12 protein-coding genes are annotated in these 16,631 nt (G+C 69.2%); 5 read left to right on the top strand and 7 right to left on the bottom strand.

Going from position 1 to position 16,631, the window contains the following annotated elements:
• Positions 1 to 54: 54 nt before the first annotated feature.
• Positions 55 to 1,389 (bottom strand): ammonium transporter, encoded by a 1,335-nt coding sequence (locus FA743_RS07545; protein WP_136885252.1) that lies wholly within the window; start codon positions 1,387 to 1,389, stop codon positions 55 to 57.
• Positions 1,390 to 1,780: 391 nt separating this feature from the next.
• On the opposite strand from FA743_RS07545, the gene FA743_RS07540 reads away from it, so the two are divergent.
• The gene (locus FA743_RS07540; RefSeq protein ID WP_136885251.1) at positions 1,781 to 4,066 is read left to right on the top strand and encodes a transglycosylase domain-containing protein; all 2,286 of its coding nucleotides are present in this window, start codon (positions 1,781 to 1,783) and stop codon (positions 4,064 to 4,066) included.
• A gap of 69 nt (positions 4,067 to 4,135) precedes the next feature.
• Here FA743_RS07540 and FA743_RS07535 read toward each other — a convergent pair whose 3' ends face one another.
• Complete coding sequence (locus FA743_RS07535) at positions 4,136 to 4,759, bottom strand: MlaC/ttg2D family ABC transporter substrate-binding protein (RefSeq protein ID WP_136885250.1); 624 nt, start codon at positions 4,757 to 4,759, stop codon at positions 4,136 to 4,138.
• Positions 4,728 to 5,531 carry an MlaA family lipoprotein gene (locus tag FA743_RS07530; RefSeq protein ID WP_246054874.1) on the bottom strand — a complete coding sequence of 268 codons (804 nt, stop codon included), beginning with the start codon at positions 5,529 to 5,531 and terminating at the stop codon, positions 4,728 to 4,730. Before FA743_RS07530 ends, FA743_RS07535 begins: the two co-directional genes overlap by 32 nt.
• Before the next feature lie 118 nt (positions 5,532 to 5,649).
• On the opposite strand from FA743_RS07530, the gene FA743_RS07525 reads away from it, so the two are divergent.
• The 3 genes from FA743_RS07525 to FA743_RS07515 all read left to right on the top strand — a co-directional run bounded on the left by FA743_RS07525 (position 5,650) and on the right by FA743_RS07515 (position 10,120).
• Positions 5,650 to 7,401 carry a type I secretion system permease/ATPase gene (locus FA743_RS07525; protein ID WP_136885248.1) on the top strand — a complete coding sequence of 584 codons (1,752 nt, stop codon included), beginning with the start codon at positions 5,650 to 5,652 and terminating at the stop codon, positions 7,399 to 7,401.
• Positions 7,398 to 8,714 carry an HlyD family type I secretion periplasmic adaptor subunit gene (locus FA743_RS07520; protein WP_136885247.1) on the top strand — a complete coding sequence of 439 codons (1,317 nt, stop codon included), beginning with the start codon at positions 7,398 to 7,400 and terminating at the stop codon, positions 8,712 to 8,714. Before FA743_RS07525 ends, FA743_RS07520 begins: the two co-directional genes overlap by 4 nt.
• Positions 8,715 to 8,809: 95 nt before the next feature.
• Complete coding sequence (locus tag FA743_RS07515; RefSeq protein WP_136885246.1) at positions 8,810 to 10,120, top strand: short-chain fatty acid transporter; 1,311 nt, start codon at positions 8,810 to 8,812, stop codon at positions 10,118 to 10,120.
• Positions 10,121 to 10,202: 82 nt separating this feature from the next.
• Here the strand turns inward: FA743_RS07515 and rnr are convergent, their stop codons facing one another.
• The 4 genes from rnr to FA743_RS07495 are packed head-to-tail and all read right to left on the bottom strand — an operon-like array spanning position 10,203 to position 14,778.
• Positions 10,203 to 12,449 (bottom strand): ribonuclease R, encoded by a 2,247-nt coding sequence (rnr, locus tag FA743_RS07510; protein WP_136885245.1) that lies wholly within the window; start codon positions 12,447 to 12,449, stop codon positions 10,203 to 10,205.
• A 7-nt stretch (positions 12,450 to 12,456) separates the two neighbouring features.
• Positions 12,457 to 12,873 (bottom strand): GNAT family N-acetyltransferase, encoded by a 417-nt coding sequence (locus FA743_RS07505; RefSeq protein WP_136885244.1) that lies wholly within the window; start codon positions 12,871 to 12,873, stop codon positions 12,457 to 12,459.
• Positions 12,870 to 14,009 (bottom strand): succinyl-diaminopimelate desuccinylase, encoded by a 1,140-nt coding sequence (gene dapE, locus FA743_RS07500; protein ID WP_136885243.1) that lies wholly within the window; start codon positions 14,007 to 14,009, stop codon positions 12,870 to 12,872. The genes FA743_RS07505 and dapE overlap by 4 nt, the downstream gene beginning before the upstream one ends.
• Position 14,010: 1 nt before the next feature.
• Positions 14,011 to 14,778 carry a sulfite exporter TauE/SafE family protein gene (locus FA743_RS07495; RefSeq protein ID WP_136885242.1) on the bottom strand — a complete coding sequence of 256 codons (768 nt, stop codon included), beginning with the start codon at positions 14,776 to 14,778 and terminating at the stop codon, positions 14,011 to 14,013.
• A gap of 181 nt (positions 14,779 to 14,959) precedes the next feature.
• Here FA743_RS07495 and FA743_RS07490 point away from each other — a divergent pair, with 181 nt between their 5' ends.
• The gene (locus FA743_RS07490; protein WP_246054873.1) at positions 14,960 to 16,567 is read left to right on the top strand and encodes an acyl-CoA dehydrogenase family protein; all 1,608 of its coding nucleotides are present in this window, start codon (positions 14,960 to 14,962) and stop codon (positions 16,565 to 16,567) included.
• The last annotated feature ends 64 nt before the right edge of the window (positions 16,568 to 16,631 follow it).

Raw genomic sequence — 16,631 nt, 5'->3', positions numbered from 1 at the left:
CGAAAGGGGCGGGCCGCCTGCGCGACCCGCCCCCCCTTGGAAGAGACCTTCGGATTACTTGGCCTGCACGAAGTCGGGATAGGCCTCCATGCCCATCTCCGAGATGTCGAGACCGCTGATCTCGGCTTCCTTGCTGACGCGGATGCCCATCGTGGCCTTGAGGACCAGCCAGACGACCAGGCTGACGCCGAAGGTGAAGCCGCCCACGCAGAGCACGCCGATGGCCTGGGTGACGAAACTGGTGCCATCATTGGTCAGCGGCACGACCATGGTGCCCCAGATGCCGGCGACCAGGTGGACGGGGATGGCACCGACGACATCGTCGATCTTCATGCGGTCCAGCATCGGGACCACGAAGACGGCAATCGCACCGCCCACGCCGCCGATCAGGATCGCGGCGAAGACCGAGGGCATCAGCGGCTCGGCGGTGATCGAGACCAGACCGGCCAGTGCGCCGTTCAGCACCATGGTCAGGTCGATCTTGCCGTAGAGCAGCTGCGTGACGATGATCGCCGCGACCGCGCCGCCCGAGGCCGCCATGTTGGTGTTCACGAAGATCCGGCTGACATCGGCGGCGTCATTGATCGAGCCGATGGCCAGCTGCGACGCGCCGTTGAACCCGAACCAGCCCAGCCACAGGATGAAGGTGCCCAGGGTGGCCAGCGCCAGGTTGGAGCCCGGCATCGGCTGCTGGCGACCGTCCTCGCGGTACTTGCCGGTCCGCGCGCCCAGCACGATGGCGCCCGCCAGGGCGGCGAAGCCGCCTGCCGCATGGACCAGCGTCGAGCCGGCGAAGTCCGAGAAGCCCATCTCGGACAGGAAGCCGCCGCCCCACTGCCAGCTGGCCTCGATCGGATAGATGAAGGCGGTCAGGATGACGGTGAAGATCAGGAAGGGCCACAGCTTGACGCGCTCGGCCAGGGTGCCCGAGACGATCGAGGCGGTGGTCGCACAGAACATCAGCTGGAAGAAGAAGTCCGAGGCGGCGGAATAGCCGTCCTCCGCGGTGCCGGTTCCGACCGGGTCCAGTGCCTTGGGGCTGAACAGGTCGCCCACATAGCCGGTGATCGTCCAGGCATCGCCCGGATACATCAGGTTGTAGCCGACCAGCCAGTACATGATGCCCGCGATGGCAAAGAGCGAGATGTTCTTGAACAGCTGGGTGGTCACGTTCTTGGACCGCACCAGCCCTGCTTCCAGCATGGCAAAGCCCGCGGCCATCCACATGACCAGGAAGCCACCGATCAGGAACAGCAGCGTGTTGAAAATATAGGCGACATCCGCGCTGACGGCGACCGCCGCCTCCACGGGCGCCGCGGCGTCCTGCGCCCCCGCGGGGAAGGCCGCCAGCGTCGCGAGAGTCGCGATGAGCGGGAGGGTCTTGTTCATGTGCTGTAACCTCGCTTCGTGCCGCAGCCGCCGGTCCGGCTGCCATCGCCCCTTTCATCTGCAATTCCGTCCCTTGGGCAAAGACGCGCCGACCGCCCGGCAGGACGGAATCCGGGACTGCCGCTTTGTTGGGCGGAATCAGCGGCCATCGCCCGCGATTCGGGCAGCATCTGTCTGGAACCTGGGCGAATCTGCCCGCCCTCTGGGCAGGATGCCCCTGCACGCGCCAGTGCGGCGTGGTCCGGCGCAGGCGCCCCTGCCGCGCCGGTCCGCGCCGGGCGGGCCATCACGGATTGGTCACCCCAATTCCCCTGGCGCATGTCTTGCTGTAGTCTGCTGCCAATCCCATGGCCGGACCAACCGGCATCGCAGTCACGCAGGCATCCGACGCATGAAAAGACCCACCGGCACCCCGACCCGCACGGGCAAGAGTCCTGTTGCTGACAAGCGCAGCCAACCCGCGCCTGCCAAGGCCAAACCCCGCAGGGTCACGCGGCACCGCAAGCCGCGGCGCGGCGGCATCCTGGGCTGGATCGCGGGCTTCGTCACGTTGATCTGGCGGATCATCTGGGGCTCGGTCTGGCGGCTGGCGATGACGGTCGCGCTGATCATCGGGGCGGCCAGCGCCTATTTCTATGTCAGCCTGCCCGAGGCGTCCGAGCTGTTCGACGGCCGCGCGCGGGGCAGCGTCACCATGCTGGACCGCGACGGCCGGGTCTTTGCCTGGCGCGGCGAGACCTTCGGCGCGGTGGCCAGCGACCAGATCGCCCCGATCCTGCGCGAGGCGGTGCTGTCGACCGAGGACCGGCGCTTCTATCGCCATCTGGGCGTCAGCCCGCGCGGCATCGCCAGCGCGGTGCGCATCAACATGGCCGAGGGCCGCGGCCCGCTGGAGGGGCATGGCGGGTCGACCATCACCCAGCAGGTGGCCAAGCTTCTGTGCCTGGGCGAGACCTTCGATCCCACCCGCTTCGCCAACGAGGCCGAGTTCGAGGCCGAATGCCGGTCGGGCGGGATCTGGCGCAAGATCAAGGAAATCCCCTACGCCTTCGCGATGGAGGCCAAGTATTCCAAGGACGAGATCCTCAGCATCTACATGAACCGGTCCTATCTGGGCGGCGGCGCGCGCGGCTTCGAGGCCGCCAGCCAGCGCTATTTCAACACCCCCGCCAGCCAGGTGAACGCCTCGCAGGCGGCGATGCTGGCCGGTCTGCTGACCGCGCCGAGCCGCTATGCCCCCACTGCCGACCTGCAGCGCAGCCAGGAACGGGCGAACGTGGTTCTGGGCCTGATGAACGAAGAGGGCTATCTGGACGACCAGGAGCTGGCGCAGGCGCGGGCCAATCCGGCCACTCTGTCCCAAGCCGCGACCGCGCGGGCAGGCGGCTATTTCGCGGACTGGCTGATGGAATCGGGGCCGGGCTTCCTGACATCCGAGACGACCGAGGACGTGACCATCACCACCACCTTCGACCAGCGCATCCAGCGCGCGGCCGAACGGGCACTGCAGCAGGTCTTCGACGAGAAGGTCAAGGACGGCTCCACCGCCGAGGCGGCCGTGGTCGTGATGTCGGCGGACGGCGCCGTGCGGGCGGTGATCGGCGGGCGCGATACGCGGGTGAACGGCGTCTTCAACCGCGCCACCCAGGCCAAGCGGCAGACCGGGTCCAGCTTCAAGCCCTTCGTCTATGCGGCGGGGCTAGAGGCGGGCTTTTCCCCCGCCGACCGGATCGAGGACGGGCCGCTGACCATCCGCATCCCCGGCGGGCGCAACTGGCAGCCGCAGAACTACAGCCGCAACTATCGTGGCATGGTCTCGCTCACCACCTCGCTGGCGCAGTCGCTGAACACCTCGACCATCCGCCTGCAGGAGGCCGTGGGCCGTGACCAGGTGATCCGGGTGGCGCGCGATTTCGGCATCGTCAGCAACCTGACCACCAGCCCCTCGCTTGGGCTTGGCGCCTCCGAGGCGACGCTGCTGGAGCTGACCGGCGCCTATGCGGGGATCCGCAACGGCGGCACCTCGGTCGCGCCCTACGGGCTGGTCGAGCTGACCGTGCAGGGCGACGACCGCCCGCTGATGGGCCAGACCGGCGGTTTCGGCGAGCGTGTCATCAGCCAGCGCGCGGCGGGGCAGCTGATCTACATGATGCAGCAGGTGATCTCGTCAGGAACGGGCACCCGGGCGCAGCTGGGCGATCGCCCCGTGGCGGGCAAGACCGGCACCACCAGCAGCTATCGCGACGCTTGGTTCGTGGGCTTCACCGAGCAGTACGTGACCGGCGTCTGGATGGGCAATGACGACAACACGCCGCTGACCGGGGTCACCGGGGGCGGGCTGCCCGCCGAGATCTGGCAGGCGGTGATGTCCGAGATCCATGACGGGCTGCCGGAACTGGCGCTGTCCACCGTTTCGCCCGATGGCAGCGGGATCATCATGTCCTCGGGCGGCTCGACGCCCCAGGTGGTGACCAGCGGCTCGGCCGATGATCCGCTGGCGGCAGCGCTGGCCGGGGTGATGAACTCGGTCGAGCAGCAGAACGGCGGCGGCGGGCGGGTCATCGGCGCGCCCTCGACCGAGGTGACGGGCGGGGCGCCCGCGACATCGGGCGACAGCGCGGGGGCCAGTTCCGAAGATGCGCTGTCGCGCGCCTTGCAGGGGATCCTGGGGAACTGATCCCCTCTTGGCTCATGAAAAAGCCCGCCCGGTGCGCACCGGGCGGGCTTTGTCATGGGTGGGGCAGGCTCAGCCCGCCTGGCGCAGATCGGCGGCCAGCGCGGTCACGTCGCCCTGACGGCGGGCCAGCATCGCCCCGATCTCGGCGCGTTCGCTGGCCAGCATGTTCACGCCCTCGATGATGATGTTGAAATAGAGGTCCTGCCCCGAGCGGTCGGAGACGTGCCACTCGACCTCCATCGGCGCGCGCCCGTTCAGATGCGCCACCGAGGTCACGGCATAGAAGCTTTTCAGCGGCCGCGCGCCCGTCACCTCGATCCGCGAGCCGATGAACTCGCGGAAGCGGGCGCCGTATTTGCGACCGATATAGCCCTGGAAGGACTGCCGGTAATCGGCAAAGACCGGCGCATCGGTCTGGCGCGCCATGGGGCCAAGCGCGGAACGCGCGATCACGTCCACATCGGCATAGCGGGCGAAGATCGCCTCGAACTGCTGATACATCTGCGCGGCGGGCTGGCCGGAATTGATGACCTGATAGACCTCGCCCAGAGAGCGGTCGATCAGCGCCCGCGCGCCGGCGGAATCCAGCGCGAAGGCCGGACGTCCCGGCAGCAGGGCGGCCCCACCGGCGCAGGCGATCAGGCCCAGAAAGCGGCGCCGGTCAGTCCTGATAGGGGTCCATGACCTCGGCATCGTCATAGGGGTCATAATCGTCACGGGTCTCTCCCAGATCAAAGCGGCGGTTCATCAGCCAGATGAGCCGTGTCTGCGCATAGCTATCCGCACTTCCCTGCAGGATGCCATCCACCGTGTCGCCGAACCGCGCCCGATCACCGGCTTTTGAGGCGACGCGCAGCCCGAAGACCGCCCCCGCCTCGGGGCCGTCCAGCAGGTGATAGAGCGGGTCGATCAGCAGGTCGGCCACCTGCCCCACCGCATCGCGCTGCGTCGAGGGACCCAGCAGCGGCAGTTCCAGATAGGCGCCCTCGGGGACGCCCCAGACCGCCAGGGTCTGGCCGAAATCGGTGTTGCGCTCGGTCAGGCCGAAGCTGTCGGTGGCCGGATCGAAGATCCCGCCCAGGCCCACGGTCGAATTGACCGCGAAGCGCGCCAGGTTGGCGCCAGCGTCGCGGGGCTTGCCCTGCAGCAGCCCGTTCACCGACTTGACCGGCAGCGACAGGTTGCGCCCGGCATTGATGACCATCTGCAGCGGCCCGATGGGGGCGTCGGGGTCGCGCGGGGCGCTGTCGTCCTCGTCGCTGCCCTTCAGGCGGTTGGCGACGGGGCCGATCACGCGGGCGTCCAGGCCCTTGTTGAAGGCGTGGACGCGGCGGTTCTGCGCCTCATAGGGGTCGTTGATGGTGATGCCGTCCTGCTGCACGGGGGCCGAGGCACAGCCTGCGGCGACAAGGGCGGTCAGGGCCAGAGCAGCCACCGGGACAAGCGGACGGAAGATCGGAGGCAAGAGTTTTCCTAACCATTTCGTGCAAGGGTTGTGATGGGCTGGCATCGGCCCTGAGCGGTGATATGGTCGCCCGACAAACGAGGCAAGCCCCCGGCAGCGGGGCAGATGGGCGCGGTGGATGAGCAAGGGCGGCAATTATCCCGAGGGCGAGCGCGAACTGCGCGCCGCGCGGGCCACGGGCTGGCGGCTGTTTCTGGCCGTGGGCGTGTTTTCGGCGGTGGTGAACCTGCTGATGCTGACCGGCCCGCTGTTCATGCTGCAGGTCTATGACCGCGTGCTGGCCTCGCGCAGCGTCGAGACGCTGACCGCGCTGTTCGTGCTGGTGGTGTTCCTGTTCGCGCTGATGGGGGCGATCGACCTGATTCGCAACCGCGTGACCGGCCGGATCGCCGCCCGCTTCCAGGACCGGATGGAGGGGCGGGTCTTCAACGCCGCCCTGCGCGAGGGCGCGCTGCGCGGCGACGAATCGGCGGCCACCGCCGGGGGAATGCGCGATCTGGACGCGGTGCAGCGGCTGATCGCCTCGCCGGTGATGCTGGCCTTCTTCGACCTGCCCTGGGCGCCGCTGTTCCTGGCGGCGATCTATATCTTCCACCCGATCCTGGGGATCGTGGCCACGGTGGGCGGGCTGATCCTGGTGGTGACCACCATCCTGAACCGGGTGCTGACGCGGGTGCCGCTGCAGGGCTCGGCGCAGGCGGGGGGGCAGGCGCAGCGCATGGCCGATCTGTACCGCGACGAGGGCGAGGTGATCGGCGCGCTTGGCATGCGCGGGGCGACCTTCGCCCGCTGGCGCGTGGCGCGGGCCGAGGCGCAGGACAATTCGGTGAAGGCGGGCGACGTGTCGGCGGGGTTCAGCGTCTTCTCGCGCACCTTCCGGCTGTTTCTGCAAAGCGCCATGCTGGCCGCCGGCGCCTGGCTGGTGCTGCGCCAGGAGCTGACGCCCGGCGCGATGATCGCCAGCTCGATCGTAATGGGCCGGGCCCTGGCGCCGGTCGACCAGCTGGTCGGCGGCTGGCCCAACGTGCAGGCGGCGCAGGACGGATGGGCGCGGCTGGCCGGGCTCTTGTCCCGCCAGCCCGCCGAGGGTCCGCGCACCACCCTGCCCCGCCCCGAGGCCCGGCTGGAGGTGCGCAACCTGACCGTCGCCCCGCCGGGCGAGGGACAGGCCACGCTGCGCGCGATCAGCTTCGGCGTGGCGCCGGGCACGGCGCTTGGGGTGATCGGGCCGTCGGGCGCGGGGAAATCGACGCTGGCCCGGGCGCTGATCGGCGCCTGGCCGGTCGGCGGGGGCAGCATCCGGCTTGGCGGGGCGACGCTGGATCAGTACCATCCCGACGTGCTGGGCGGGCTGATCGGCTATCTGCCCCAGCAGGTCACCCTGTTCGACGGCACCATCGCCGAGAACATCGCCCGCCTGTCCGACAGCCCCGATCCCGACCGCGTGGTGACGGCGGCCCGCGCCGCCGCCGCCCATCAGATGATCCTGGACCTGCCGCAGGGCTATGACACGCGCATCAGCCAGACGGCGGGTCGCCTGTCGGGCGGGCAGATCCAGCGCATCGGGCTGGCGCGCGCGCTCTATCCCGACCCGGTCCTGCTGGTCCTGGACGAGCCGAACTCGAACCTGGACAACCTGGGGTCCGAGGCGCTGAACGCGGCCATCCGGCGGCTGAAGGCGCAGGGCGGCGCGGTCATCATCATGGCCCACCGCCCCGCCGCGATCAACGAATGCGAAAACCTGCTGGTGCTGGAGGCGGGCCTGCGCCGTGCCTTCGGACCGCGCGACAAGGTGCTGGAACAGATGGTACAGAACTCGGCCCAGATCCGGCAGGCGCAAAGCGCGGGCCAGGGCGGGGGCATCGCATGAGCGGGCGCCCCGCCTCGGGCGATCGGCGCTGGCCGGTGCGCGGGCCGATCCTGGCCGGAATCATTGCCGTCGTGGTGCTGGTCGGCGGCTTCACGGTCTGGGCGGTGACCACGCGGATCTCGGGCGCGGTGGTGGCCACCGGCCAGGTCGAGGTCGAGCAGCAGCGCCAGGTGGTCCAGCATCCCGATGGCGGCGTCGTCGACCGCATCGCCGTCTCGGAGGGCGCGACGGTGGCGGCGGGCGATCTGCTGCTGGCGCTGGACGGCACGCTGCTGCGCACCGAGCACACCATCGTCGAGGGCCAGTATTTCGAGATCCTCGCCCGGCGCGGCCGGCTGGAGGCCGAGCGCGGCGATGCGCAAGCCGTCACCTTCCCCGAGGAACTGCTGCAGGCCGCTGACCGCGTGCCCGCACTGGAGGATCTGATCGAGGGCCAGACCAGCCTGTTCCTGACCCGCCTGGACACGCTGCGCCAGTCCCGCGATCAGCTGTCCAAGCAGTCCGAGCAGATCGACAGCGAGATCGATGGCATCGACGCCCAGATCACGGCGCTGGCCCTGCAGCGCGAGCTGATCGGCCGCGAGCTGACCGACCAGCAGAGCCTGCTGGACCGGGGTCTGGCCCAGGCCAGCCGCGTGCTGGCGCTGCAGCGCGAGGCGGCGCGGATGGATGGCGAGCTGGGCTCGCTGCAGGCCGCCCGCGCCTCGGCGGCCAGCCGGCAGACCGAGCTGGAGATCCAGCGCCTGCGCCTGGCCGGCGAGCGGCGCGAACAGGCCGAGACCGAATTGCGCGATCAGGGATATCGCGAGCTGGAACTGGTCGAGCGCCGCCGCAGCCTGACCGAGCAGCTGGACCGGCTGGACATCCGGGCGCCCGTCTCGGGCATCGTCTACAACATGCAGGTGACGACGCCGCGCTCGGTGATCCGGCCCGCCGATCCGCTGCTGTACCTGATCCCGCAGGACCGGCCGCTGGTCATCGGCGCGCGCATCGCCACGATCAACATCGACGAGGTGCAGATGGGCCAGCCGGTCGTGCTGCGCTTTTCGGCCTTCTCGTCGCGCACCACCCCCGAGATCGACGGCCGGCTGGACCGCGTCTCGGCCGATGCGCTGATCGACGAGGCGACGCGGACGCCCTATTACCGCGCCGAGGTCTCGATTCCGCCCGACGAGCTGGAGAAGCTGGGCACGCTGGCGCTGGTCCCCGGCATGCCGGTCGAGGTCTATATCCAGACCGGCGACCGCAGCCCGATGACCTATCTGCTGAAGCCGCTGACCGATTACTTCAACCGGGCCTTCCGCGAAAGCTGATCCGGCACAGCTAAACAGCCTCGGACCCCGACGGACGCATTGCCATCGCGCCCCACCTGTCGCAGCCTATGGGCCGCAAAAGGAGGAGGAACGAGATGCTGAGACTTCTGGCCCGGCCCGCGACGCGGTTGATGGAACGATGGCTGCCCGACGCGTTCATCTTCGTGATCGTGCTGACGCTGATCGCGGCGCTGGCGGCGATGCTGACGCAGGGCACCAGCCCCGTCGCGCTGGTCGAGATGTGGGGCAACGGCTTCTGGGAACTGCTGTCATTCGCCATGCAGATGCTGCTGGTGCTGGTGACGGGCTATATCCTGGCCTCGTCGCCGCCGGTGCGGCGGGTGCTGGCGCGGCTGGCCGGACTGGCGACCTCGCGCGGCGGGGCGATCGTGCTGGTCAGCGTGGTCTCGCTGGCGGCCAGCTGGATCAACTGGGGCTTCGGCCTGGTCGTGGGCGCGATCTTCGCGCGCGAGATCGCCCGACAGGTGCAGGTCGATTACCGGCTGCTGGTGGCGGCGGCCTATTCGGGCTTCGTGATCTGGCATGGCGGGCTGTCGGGATCCATTCCGCTGACGGTGGCCACGCCGGGGCATTTCACCGAAAGCCAGATCGGGGTCATCGCGACCTCGGAGACGATCTTCGCGGGCTGGAACCTGCTGATCGTGGCGGCGCTGTTCATCGCCGTGCCGCTGGTCAACCGCCTGATGCTGCCTTTGGAGCACGAGCAGGTGCTGATCGACCCGGCGAGGTTGCGCGACGCGCCCCCCGAGCCGCGCAGCGCCCGCCCCACCCCCGCCGAATGGCTGGAGACCAGCCCGATCCTGATGCTGCTGATCGGTATCCCGGGGCTGGCCTGGCTGATGCTGCATTTCCTGGGCGGCGGCGCGCTGAACCTGAACGTGGTGAACTTCCTGTTCCTGTTCCTGGGCATCCTCTGCCACGGCACGCCGCGCAGCCTGCTGGCCGCGCTGGACGATGCGGTGCGCGGCGGCGCAGGAATCGTGATCCAGTTCCCCTTCTATGCGGGCATCATGGCGATCATGGTCGAGAGCGGGCTGGCCGCCAGCCTGTCGCAATGGTTCGTGTCGATCTCGACCGCCGAGACGCTGCCCTTCTGGAGCTTCATCTCGGCGGGGATCGTGAACATCTTCGTGCCCTCGGGCGGGGGGCAATGGGCGGTGCAGGCGCCGGTCATGCTGCCCGCCGCCGAGGCGCTTGGCGCCGATGTCGCCAAGGTGGTGATGGGCGTGGCTTGGGGCGATGCCTGGACGAACCTGCTGCAGCCCTTCTGGGCGCTGCCGATGCTGGGCATCGCCGGGCTGAAGGCGCGCGACATCATGGGGTTCTGCGTGATCCACCTGGTGGTGGTCGGCGCGGTCGTGGGCGCGGTGCTGTATGTGATCTGATCCGGGGGCGCGCTGCCCCCTCCCTCCGGACCTGAGTGGCGGGTCCGGAGGGGTATTTGGGCAAAGAAGAAATTGCGGGGGCTCAGGTCTTCTTGCGGCGGCGCTTGGTGGCGCGCTTGACCTCGGCCAGGCGCGACTTCACCGCCATGGCGCGGGGGCCGCGACCGCGGGTCTTGGCGCCGGGGCCGCGCGGCAGGGTGCGGCCCTCGAGTTCCAGCAGGTCCAGCACTAGCCCGCCGGTCAGGGGCAACGCCTCGGCCAGGCGGACGGTGACGCGCTGGCCGATGCCGATTTCCAGCCCCGTGTCGCTGCCGACCAAGGTGCGCGCGTCGGGATCGTAGTGGAAATATTCCTGGCCGATGGCGCGGATCGGCAGGAGCCCGTCGGCGCCGGTCTCGTCCAGCTTGATGAAGGCGCCGAACTTCTGGACGCCGCTGATACGGCCGGTCATCTCGGTGCCCACCCGTTCGGAGAGGAAGGCGGCGAGGTAGCGGTCGGTCGTGTCGCGTTCGGCGGCCATGGAGCGGCGCTCGGTCTCGCTGATATGGATCGCGGTCTCGGGCAGGCGCTCGACCTCGTCATGGCTGAGCCCGTCCTTGCCCCAGCCATGGCCGCTGATCAGGGCGCGGTGCACGATCAGGTCGGCATAGCGGCGGATCGGCGAGGTGAAATGCGCGTAGCTTTTCAGCGACAGGCCGAAATGGCCGTAATTCTCGGGGTGGTAATAGGCCTGGGTCATCGAGCGCAGGGTCGAGATATTGATCAGCTCGTCGAAATCGGTGCCCTCGGCCTGGGCCAGCAGGCGGTTCAGCTGACTGGTATGCAGCACCTGCCCCTTGGCCAGCGTGAAGCCCGAGGCCTGGGCCACCTCGCGCAGCGCGTCCATCTTGTCGAGGCTGGGCTCCTCGTGGACGCGGAACAGGAGCGGGCGCTGGCGTTTCGACAGTTCCTCGGCGGCGGCGACATTGGCCAGCACCATGAATTCCTCGATCAGCTTGTGCGCCTCCAGCCTTTCGCGGAAGGCCACGGCCTTGACGCGACCCTCGGGGGTCAGCTCGATCCGGCGTTCGGGCAGGTCCAGGTCCAGCGGCTGGCGGCGCTCGCGGGCGCCCTTCAGCAGGCCGTAGACGTGCCAGAGGGGGCGGATCACCGCGTCCATCAGCGGGGCCGTCTGGTCGTCGGGCGTGCCGTCCGCGGCGGCCTGCGCCTGTTCATAGGCCAGGCTGGCGCGGCTGTTCATCATCGCGCGATGGAAGCGGTGGCCGGTCTTGTTGCCCTGCGCGTCCAGCCGCATCTCGACCGCGATCACGGGGCGGTCGACGCCCTCGTGCAGCGAACAGAGGTCCGCCGACAGCGCCTCGGGCAGCATCGGCACCACGCGGTCGGGGAAATAGGTCGAGTTGCCGCGCCCCCAGGCCTCGCGGTCCAGCGCCGAGCCGGTGCGGACGTAATGGGCGACATCGGCGATGGCCACCCAGATCGAGGCGCCGCCATCCTCCTCGACCACTGCCGCGACCGCGTCGTCATGGTCGCGCGCGTCCGAGGGGTCGATGGTGACCAGCGGCAGGGCGCGCAGGTCGTCGCGGCCCTTCATCGTCGCGGGCTGGGCCGCCTCGGCCTCGGCCAGGGCCTTGTCGGGGAAATGGTCGGGGATGCCGTGCTGGTGAATGGCGATCAGGCTGACGGCGCGCGGAGCGGACGGGTCGCCCAGACGCTCGATGATGCGGGCATAGGGCAGGCCCATGCGGGCGCGGGGGCCGGCCTGTTCGGCCTGCACCAGCTCGCCGTTCTCGGCGCCGAGCGTCGCGTCGGGGCGGATGCGCCATTCGCGGTCCTGGCCCTTGTCGACGGGCAGGATGCGCCCGCCCTCGCTGTCCTTGCGGAAGATCCCGGTGATGCGGTTGGGGCTGGCGGTGATGCGGCGGATCAGCCGCGCCTCGTATTGGTGATCCTCGCCCAAGACCGGGATCAGGCGACCGAGGAAGCGGTCGCCGCGCCCAAGCGCGGGGTCGGACCTGCGCGGCACGAAGAGGATGCGCGGCGTGGGCCCCTCGCCGCTGGCCTCCAGGGGCCGGGCGAACAGATCGCCCGATCCGTCAGGCGCCAGCAGCTCCAGCACCGTGACGGGGGGCAGCTTCTCGGCGTCCAGATAATGGCGGCGGCGGCGTTCCAGCTGGCCCTCGGCCTCCAGCTCTTTCAGGAGGCGCTTCAGCTCGATGCGGGCGGCGCCCTTGATGCCGAAGGCCTTGGCGATGTCGCGCTTGGAATTGGCCTCCGGGTGTTCGGCCACCCATTCGAGGATCTGGGCCTTGCTGGGGATCTGGGTCATTCGCGGGTCACTTCAGGTTCAGGGCCATGTCGCGATGCGGGATGCCGGCGTCGTCATAGACGGGCCCTTCCGCGACGAAGCCCAGTTTCTCGTAAAAGCCGATGGCATGGGTCTGCGAGCCCAAGCGCGCCTGATCCAGGCCGCGTGCGCGCAGCACGTCCAGCGCGGCGCGGATCAGCGCGGCGCCCAAGCCTTGGCCGCGATGGTCGGCCAGCACGCAGACGCGGCCGATCTTGCCGGTCCGGTCCTTGACCAGCAGCCGGGCGGTGCCGACGGCACGGTCGCCCTCACGGGCCAGCAGATGGATGGCGGCACCGTCCTGGTCGTCCATCTCCTCGGCCTCGGACACGCCCTGCTCGTCGATGAAGACGGTGCGGCGCAGGGCGTGGCAGGCGGCCAGATCGCGGGTCTCCTCGATGATCATGCGAAATATCTTTCCAGGATGCGCTGATAGATGGTCTTCAACTGCCGCACCTGCTGGGCGGGCACACGTTCGTTCACCTGATGCATGTGGGCACCCACCAGCCCGAATTCCACCACCGGGCAGTGATCCTTGACGAAGCGCGCATCCGAGGTCCCGCCCGAGGTGGACAGGACCGGCTGGCGGTTGGTTTCCTGCTGGACCACGCCGCGCACCAGATCGACGAAGGGGCCGGGCTGGGTCAGGAAGGCCTCGCCCGAGATCTCGGCGGTGACGCTCAAGGCCACCCCGGTCTCGGCGGCGATCCGGTCGGCATGGGCGCGCAGGAGGTCGCTCAGCGAGTCGCCGGTATGCAGGTCGTTGAAGCGGATGTTGACGATGGCCCGCGCCGCCTCGGGGATCACGTTCGAGGCCGGGTTGCCGCAATCGATCGAGGTGATCTGCAGGCCCGTGGGGTCGAAATGCGCGGTGCCCTGATCCAGCGGCGCGGCGGTCAGCTCGGCCAGCATCCGGGTCAGCGCGTGCAGCGGGTTCTTCGCGCGATGCGGATAGGCGGCATGACCCTGCACCCCCCGGGCGTCGATGCGGAAGGTGGCCGAGCCGCGCCGGCCGATCTTCATCATCTCGCCCATCACCTCGGGGTTCGAGGGCTCGCCCACGATGCAGGCATCCATGCGTTCGCCCTGGGCCGCCATCCAGTCCAGCAGCGCGATGGTGCCGTCGCGGGACGGCCCCTCCTCGTCGCCGGTGATGGTCAGGATCACCGCGCCGTCGGGGGGCGTGTCGCGCACGAAGTCGATGGCGGCGGTCACGAAGGCCGCGACGCCCGACTTCATGTCCGTGGCCCCGCGCCCCCAGATCACGTCATCGGCGTCCCAATGCCCCGAGAAGGGGGGATGCGTCCAGGACGCCGGATCGCCCGGCGGCACGACATCGGTATGGCCGTTGAACCCGATGGTCCGCGCGCCCTTGGCGCCCCACCGGGCAAAAAGGTTCGAGGTGCCGTTGCGGTCCACCCGGTGACAGTCGAAGCCCGCCCGGCGCAGTTCTTCCTCCAGCAGGACCAGTGCGCCGCCCTCCTCGGGGGTGACCGAGGGGCAGCGGATCAGGCGGGCGGTCAGGTCGGCGGCATCCAGCATCTCAAAGGCTCCAGAGTTCAAAGGCGCGGCGGATCAGGTTCAGCCCGGTCAAAATCAGCAGCACCAGCGTCCAGCGGCGAAACTGCCCCACATCCAGCCGGTCCTGCAAGGCAAAGCCCGCCATCATCCCCGCCAGCGCCGGAAGGCACAGCACGGCCGACAGGGGCAGCGTCGCCGCATTCAACAGCCCCGAGGCCAGATGCGCCACCGTCAGCACCACCGCGCCCAGCAGGAAGACCACGCCCTGCACGCGCACCTGCTCGCGCTTGTCGGTGCCGATGGACAGCAGATAGACGATCAGGGGCGGCCCCCAGATCCCCGAGATGCCGCCGTAAAGGCCGCCGATCACCCCCGACCAGCCCTCGGCCCGGCGCCGGTGGCGCAGGTTCAGCACCATCGGCCGGCCCGACAGCTGCCACAGCGCGAAGATCGTGATCGGCAGGCCCAGCGCCGCATACATGATCCATTGCGGGATCAGGGTCACGAAGCCCGCCGACACGCAGATGAACAGGCAGACCATCGCGATATGCAGGCGGAACTTGCGGGTCGACGCCCAGGCCTCGGCCCTCCCGTCGCGGAAGCCCTGCTGCAGATTGGTCAGCAGCGTCGGCAGGATCATCGCCGCCAGCGCCACCGGCGCCGGCATGATCGACCCGAAGGCCGAGATCATGATCATCGGCATCGCAAAGCCGAGCGCGCCCTTCACGAACCCCGCAAAGGCGGTGATCCCGAGGGCCGCCACGAATTGCCAAGGCTCCAGTCCGAACATGGGGGCCAAGCTAACCGCGACGCCCGGAAAGGAAAAGGCCGCTTCTTCTTTGCCCAAATACCCCTCTGCCTTCGAAACGCCTGCGACAGATTGGGTCGTCCCGGATGCGCCTTGCGCATAATTATTGCGTTGCGGGTGCGAAGGCGCTACCCATGCCGCAATGCCGCAAAAGGACGAATCGATGAAAGACCTGCAGCCCCGGGCCGAAACGGTCCTGTCCGAGATCGACGCGCTTCTGACCCGCGCCACCGCCGCCCTGCGCGATCTGACCGCGCCCTCGGGCCGCGTGGAGCCCGCCGCGCTGGAACGCCACCAGCATGCCGCCCATGCCCTGTCCTGGCTGGCCACCTATGTCGAGGCGCTGAAGCAGCTTCACGCCTGGTCGACCCGCGTCGAAGGCCCGATCGAGGCGCTGATCGCCCGGATCGGCATGGGCGAATATCTGACGCAGATCGCCGGCGGCATCCCGATGAGCCAGACGGAATTCGCCCGCCTGTCCGATCTGGGCCTCGACTGGCAGCCCTCGGAGGATGCGCGCGCCCTGATGGCCGGCAATTCCGCCGAGGCGCGGGCCGAACTGGCCGCGCTGATCGCCGACAACCGCGGCGCCGCGACCTTCGGCGCCTCGGGCCTGGACGAGGACCTCGAGATGATCCGCGACCAGTTCCGCCGCTGGACCGAGGACAAGGTCACCCCCCATGCCCATGGCTGGCACCTGCGCGACGAGTTGATCCCGATGGCCATCATCGAGGAGCTGGCCGAGCTGGGCGTCTTCGGCCTGACCATCCCCGAGGAATTCGGGGGCCTGGGCATGTCCAAGGCCGCGATGGTCGTCGTCTCCGAGGAACTCTCGCGCGGCTATATCGGCGTGGGCAGCCTCGGCACCCGCAGCGAGATCGCGGCCGAGCTGATCCTCTGCGGCGGCACCGAGGCGCAGAAGGCCCAGTGGCTGCCCCGGCTGGCCTCGGGCGAGACCCTGCCTACTGCCGTCTTCACCGAGCCCAATACCGGCAGCGATCTGGGCGCGCTGCGCACCCGCGCGGTGCCCGAGGGGGATGACTGGCGCATCACCGGCAACAAGACCTGGATCACCCATGCCGCGCGCACCCATGTGATGACGCTGCTAGCCCGCACCGAGCCAGGCACGGACGACTATCGCGGCCTGTCGATGTTCCTGGCCGAGAAGACCCCCGGAACCGATGCCGACCCCTTCCCCACCCAAGGCATGACCGGCGGCGAGATCGAGGTGCTGGGCTATCGCGGCATGAAGGAATACGAGCTGGCCTTCGACGGCTTTGCCGTCTCGGGCGCGAACCTGCTGGGCGGGGTCACCGGCCAGGGCTTCAAGCAGTTGATGCAGACCTTCGAATCGGCCCGCATCCAGACGGCGGCCCGGGCCATCGGCGTGGCGCAGAACGCGCTGGAGCTGGGGCTGGCCTATGCGCTGGACCGCAAGCAGTTCGGCAAGCCCCTGGCCGCCTTCCCCCGCGTGGCCGACAAGCTGGCGCTGATGGCCGTGGAAATCACCATCGCGCGGCAGCTGACTTATTTCAGTGCGTGGGAAAAAGATCACGGTCACCGCTGTGACGTGCAGGCCGGAATGGCCAAGCTCCTGGGGGCCCGGGTGGCCTGGTCGGCGGCGGACAATGCCCTGCAGATCCACGGAGGCAACGGTTTCGCGCTGGAATACCAGATCAGCCGGGTGCTGTGCGATGCCCGGATCCTCAACATCTTCGAGGGTGCGGCCGAGATCCAGGCCCAGGTCATCGCGCGGCGCCTGCTGGAATGATGCGCCAACGGGCTGGATCGGCTGGACGAATGGCGCTAGACCACGTCAGTTCCGCCCGATCCAC

This window comes from Paracoccus gahaiensis (genome assembly GCF_005048225.1).
GTDB classification, from domain to species: Bacteria; Pseudomonadota; Alphaproteobacteria; order Rhodobacterales; family Rhodobacteraceae; genus Paracoccus; species Paracoccus gahaiensis.
Note: the sequence above shows the minus strand (reverse complement) of the source record. Positions and strands in the feature narration are given on the sequence as shown.

Excerpts from the sequence above, each read along its gene's own strand:
- dapE (WP_136885243.1), bottom strand. The coding sequence starts at position 14,009 with ATGCTGGATGCCGCCGACCTGACCGCCCGCCTGATCCGCTGCCCCTCG.
- FA743_RS07490 (WP_246054873.1), top strand. The coding sequence starts at position 14,960 with ATGAAAGACCTGCAGCCCCGGGCCGAAACGGTCCTGTCCGAGATCGAC.
- FA743_RS07525 (WP_136885248.1), top strand. The coding sequence starts at position 5,650 with ATGAGCAAGGGCGGCAATTATCCCGAGGGCGAGCGCGAACTGCGCGCC.
- FA743_RS07515 (WP_136885246.1), top strand. The coding sequence starts at position 8,810 with ATGCTGAGACTTCTGGCCCGGCCCGCGACGCGGTTGATGGAACGATGG.
- FA743_RS07535 (WP_136885250.1), bottom strand. The coding sequence starts at position 4,759 with ATGCCGAGGTCATGGACCCCTATCAGGACTGACCGGCGCCGCTTTCTG.
- FA743_RS07520 (WP_136885247.1), top strand. The coding sequence starts at position 7,398 with ATGAGCGGGCGCCCCGCCTCGGGCGATCGGCGCTGGCCGGTGCGCGGG.
- FA743_RS07545 (WP_136885252.1), bottom strand. The coding sequence starts at position 1,389 with ATGAACAAGACCCTCCCGCTCATCGCGACTCTCGCGACGCTGGCGGCC.
- FA743_RS07540 (WP_136885251.1), top strand. The coding sequence starts at position 1,781 with ATGAAAAGACCCACCGGCACCCCGACCCGCACGGGCAAGAGTCCTGTT.
- FA743_RS07505 (WP_136885244.1), bottom strand. The coding sequence starts at position 12,873 with ATGATCATCGAGGAGACCCGCGATCTGGCCGCCTGCCACGCCCTGCGC.
- rnr (WP_136885245.1), bottom strand. The coding sequence starts at position 12,449 with ATGACCCAGATCCCCAGCAAGGCCCAGATCCTCGAATGGGTGGCCGAA.
- FA743_RS07495 (WP_136885242.1), bottom strand. The coding sequence starts at position 14,778 with ATGTTCGGACTGGAGCCTTGGCAATTCGTGGCGGCCCTCGGGATCACC.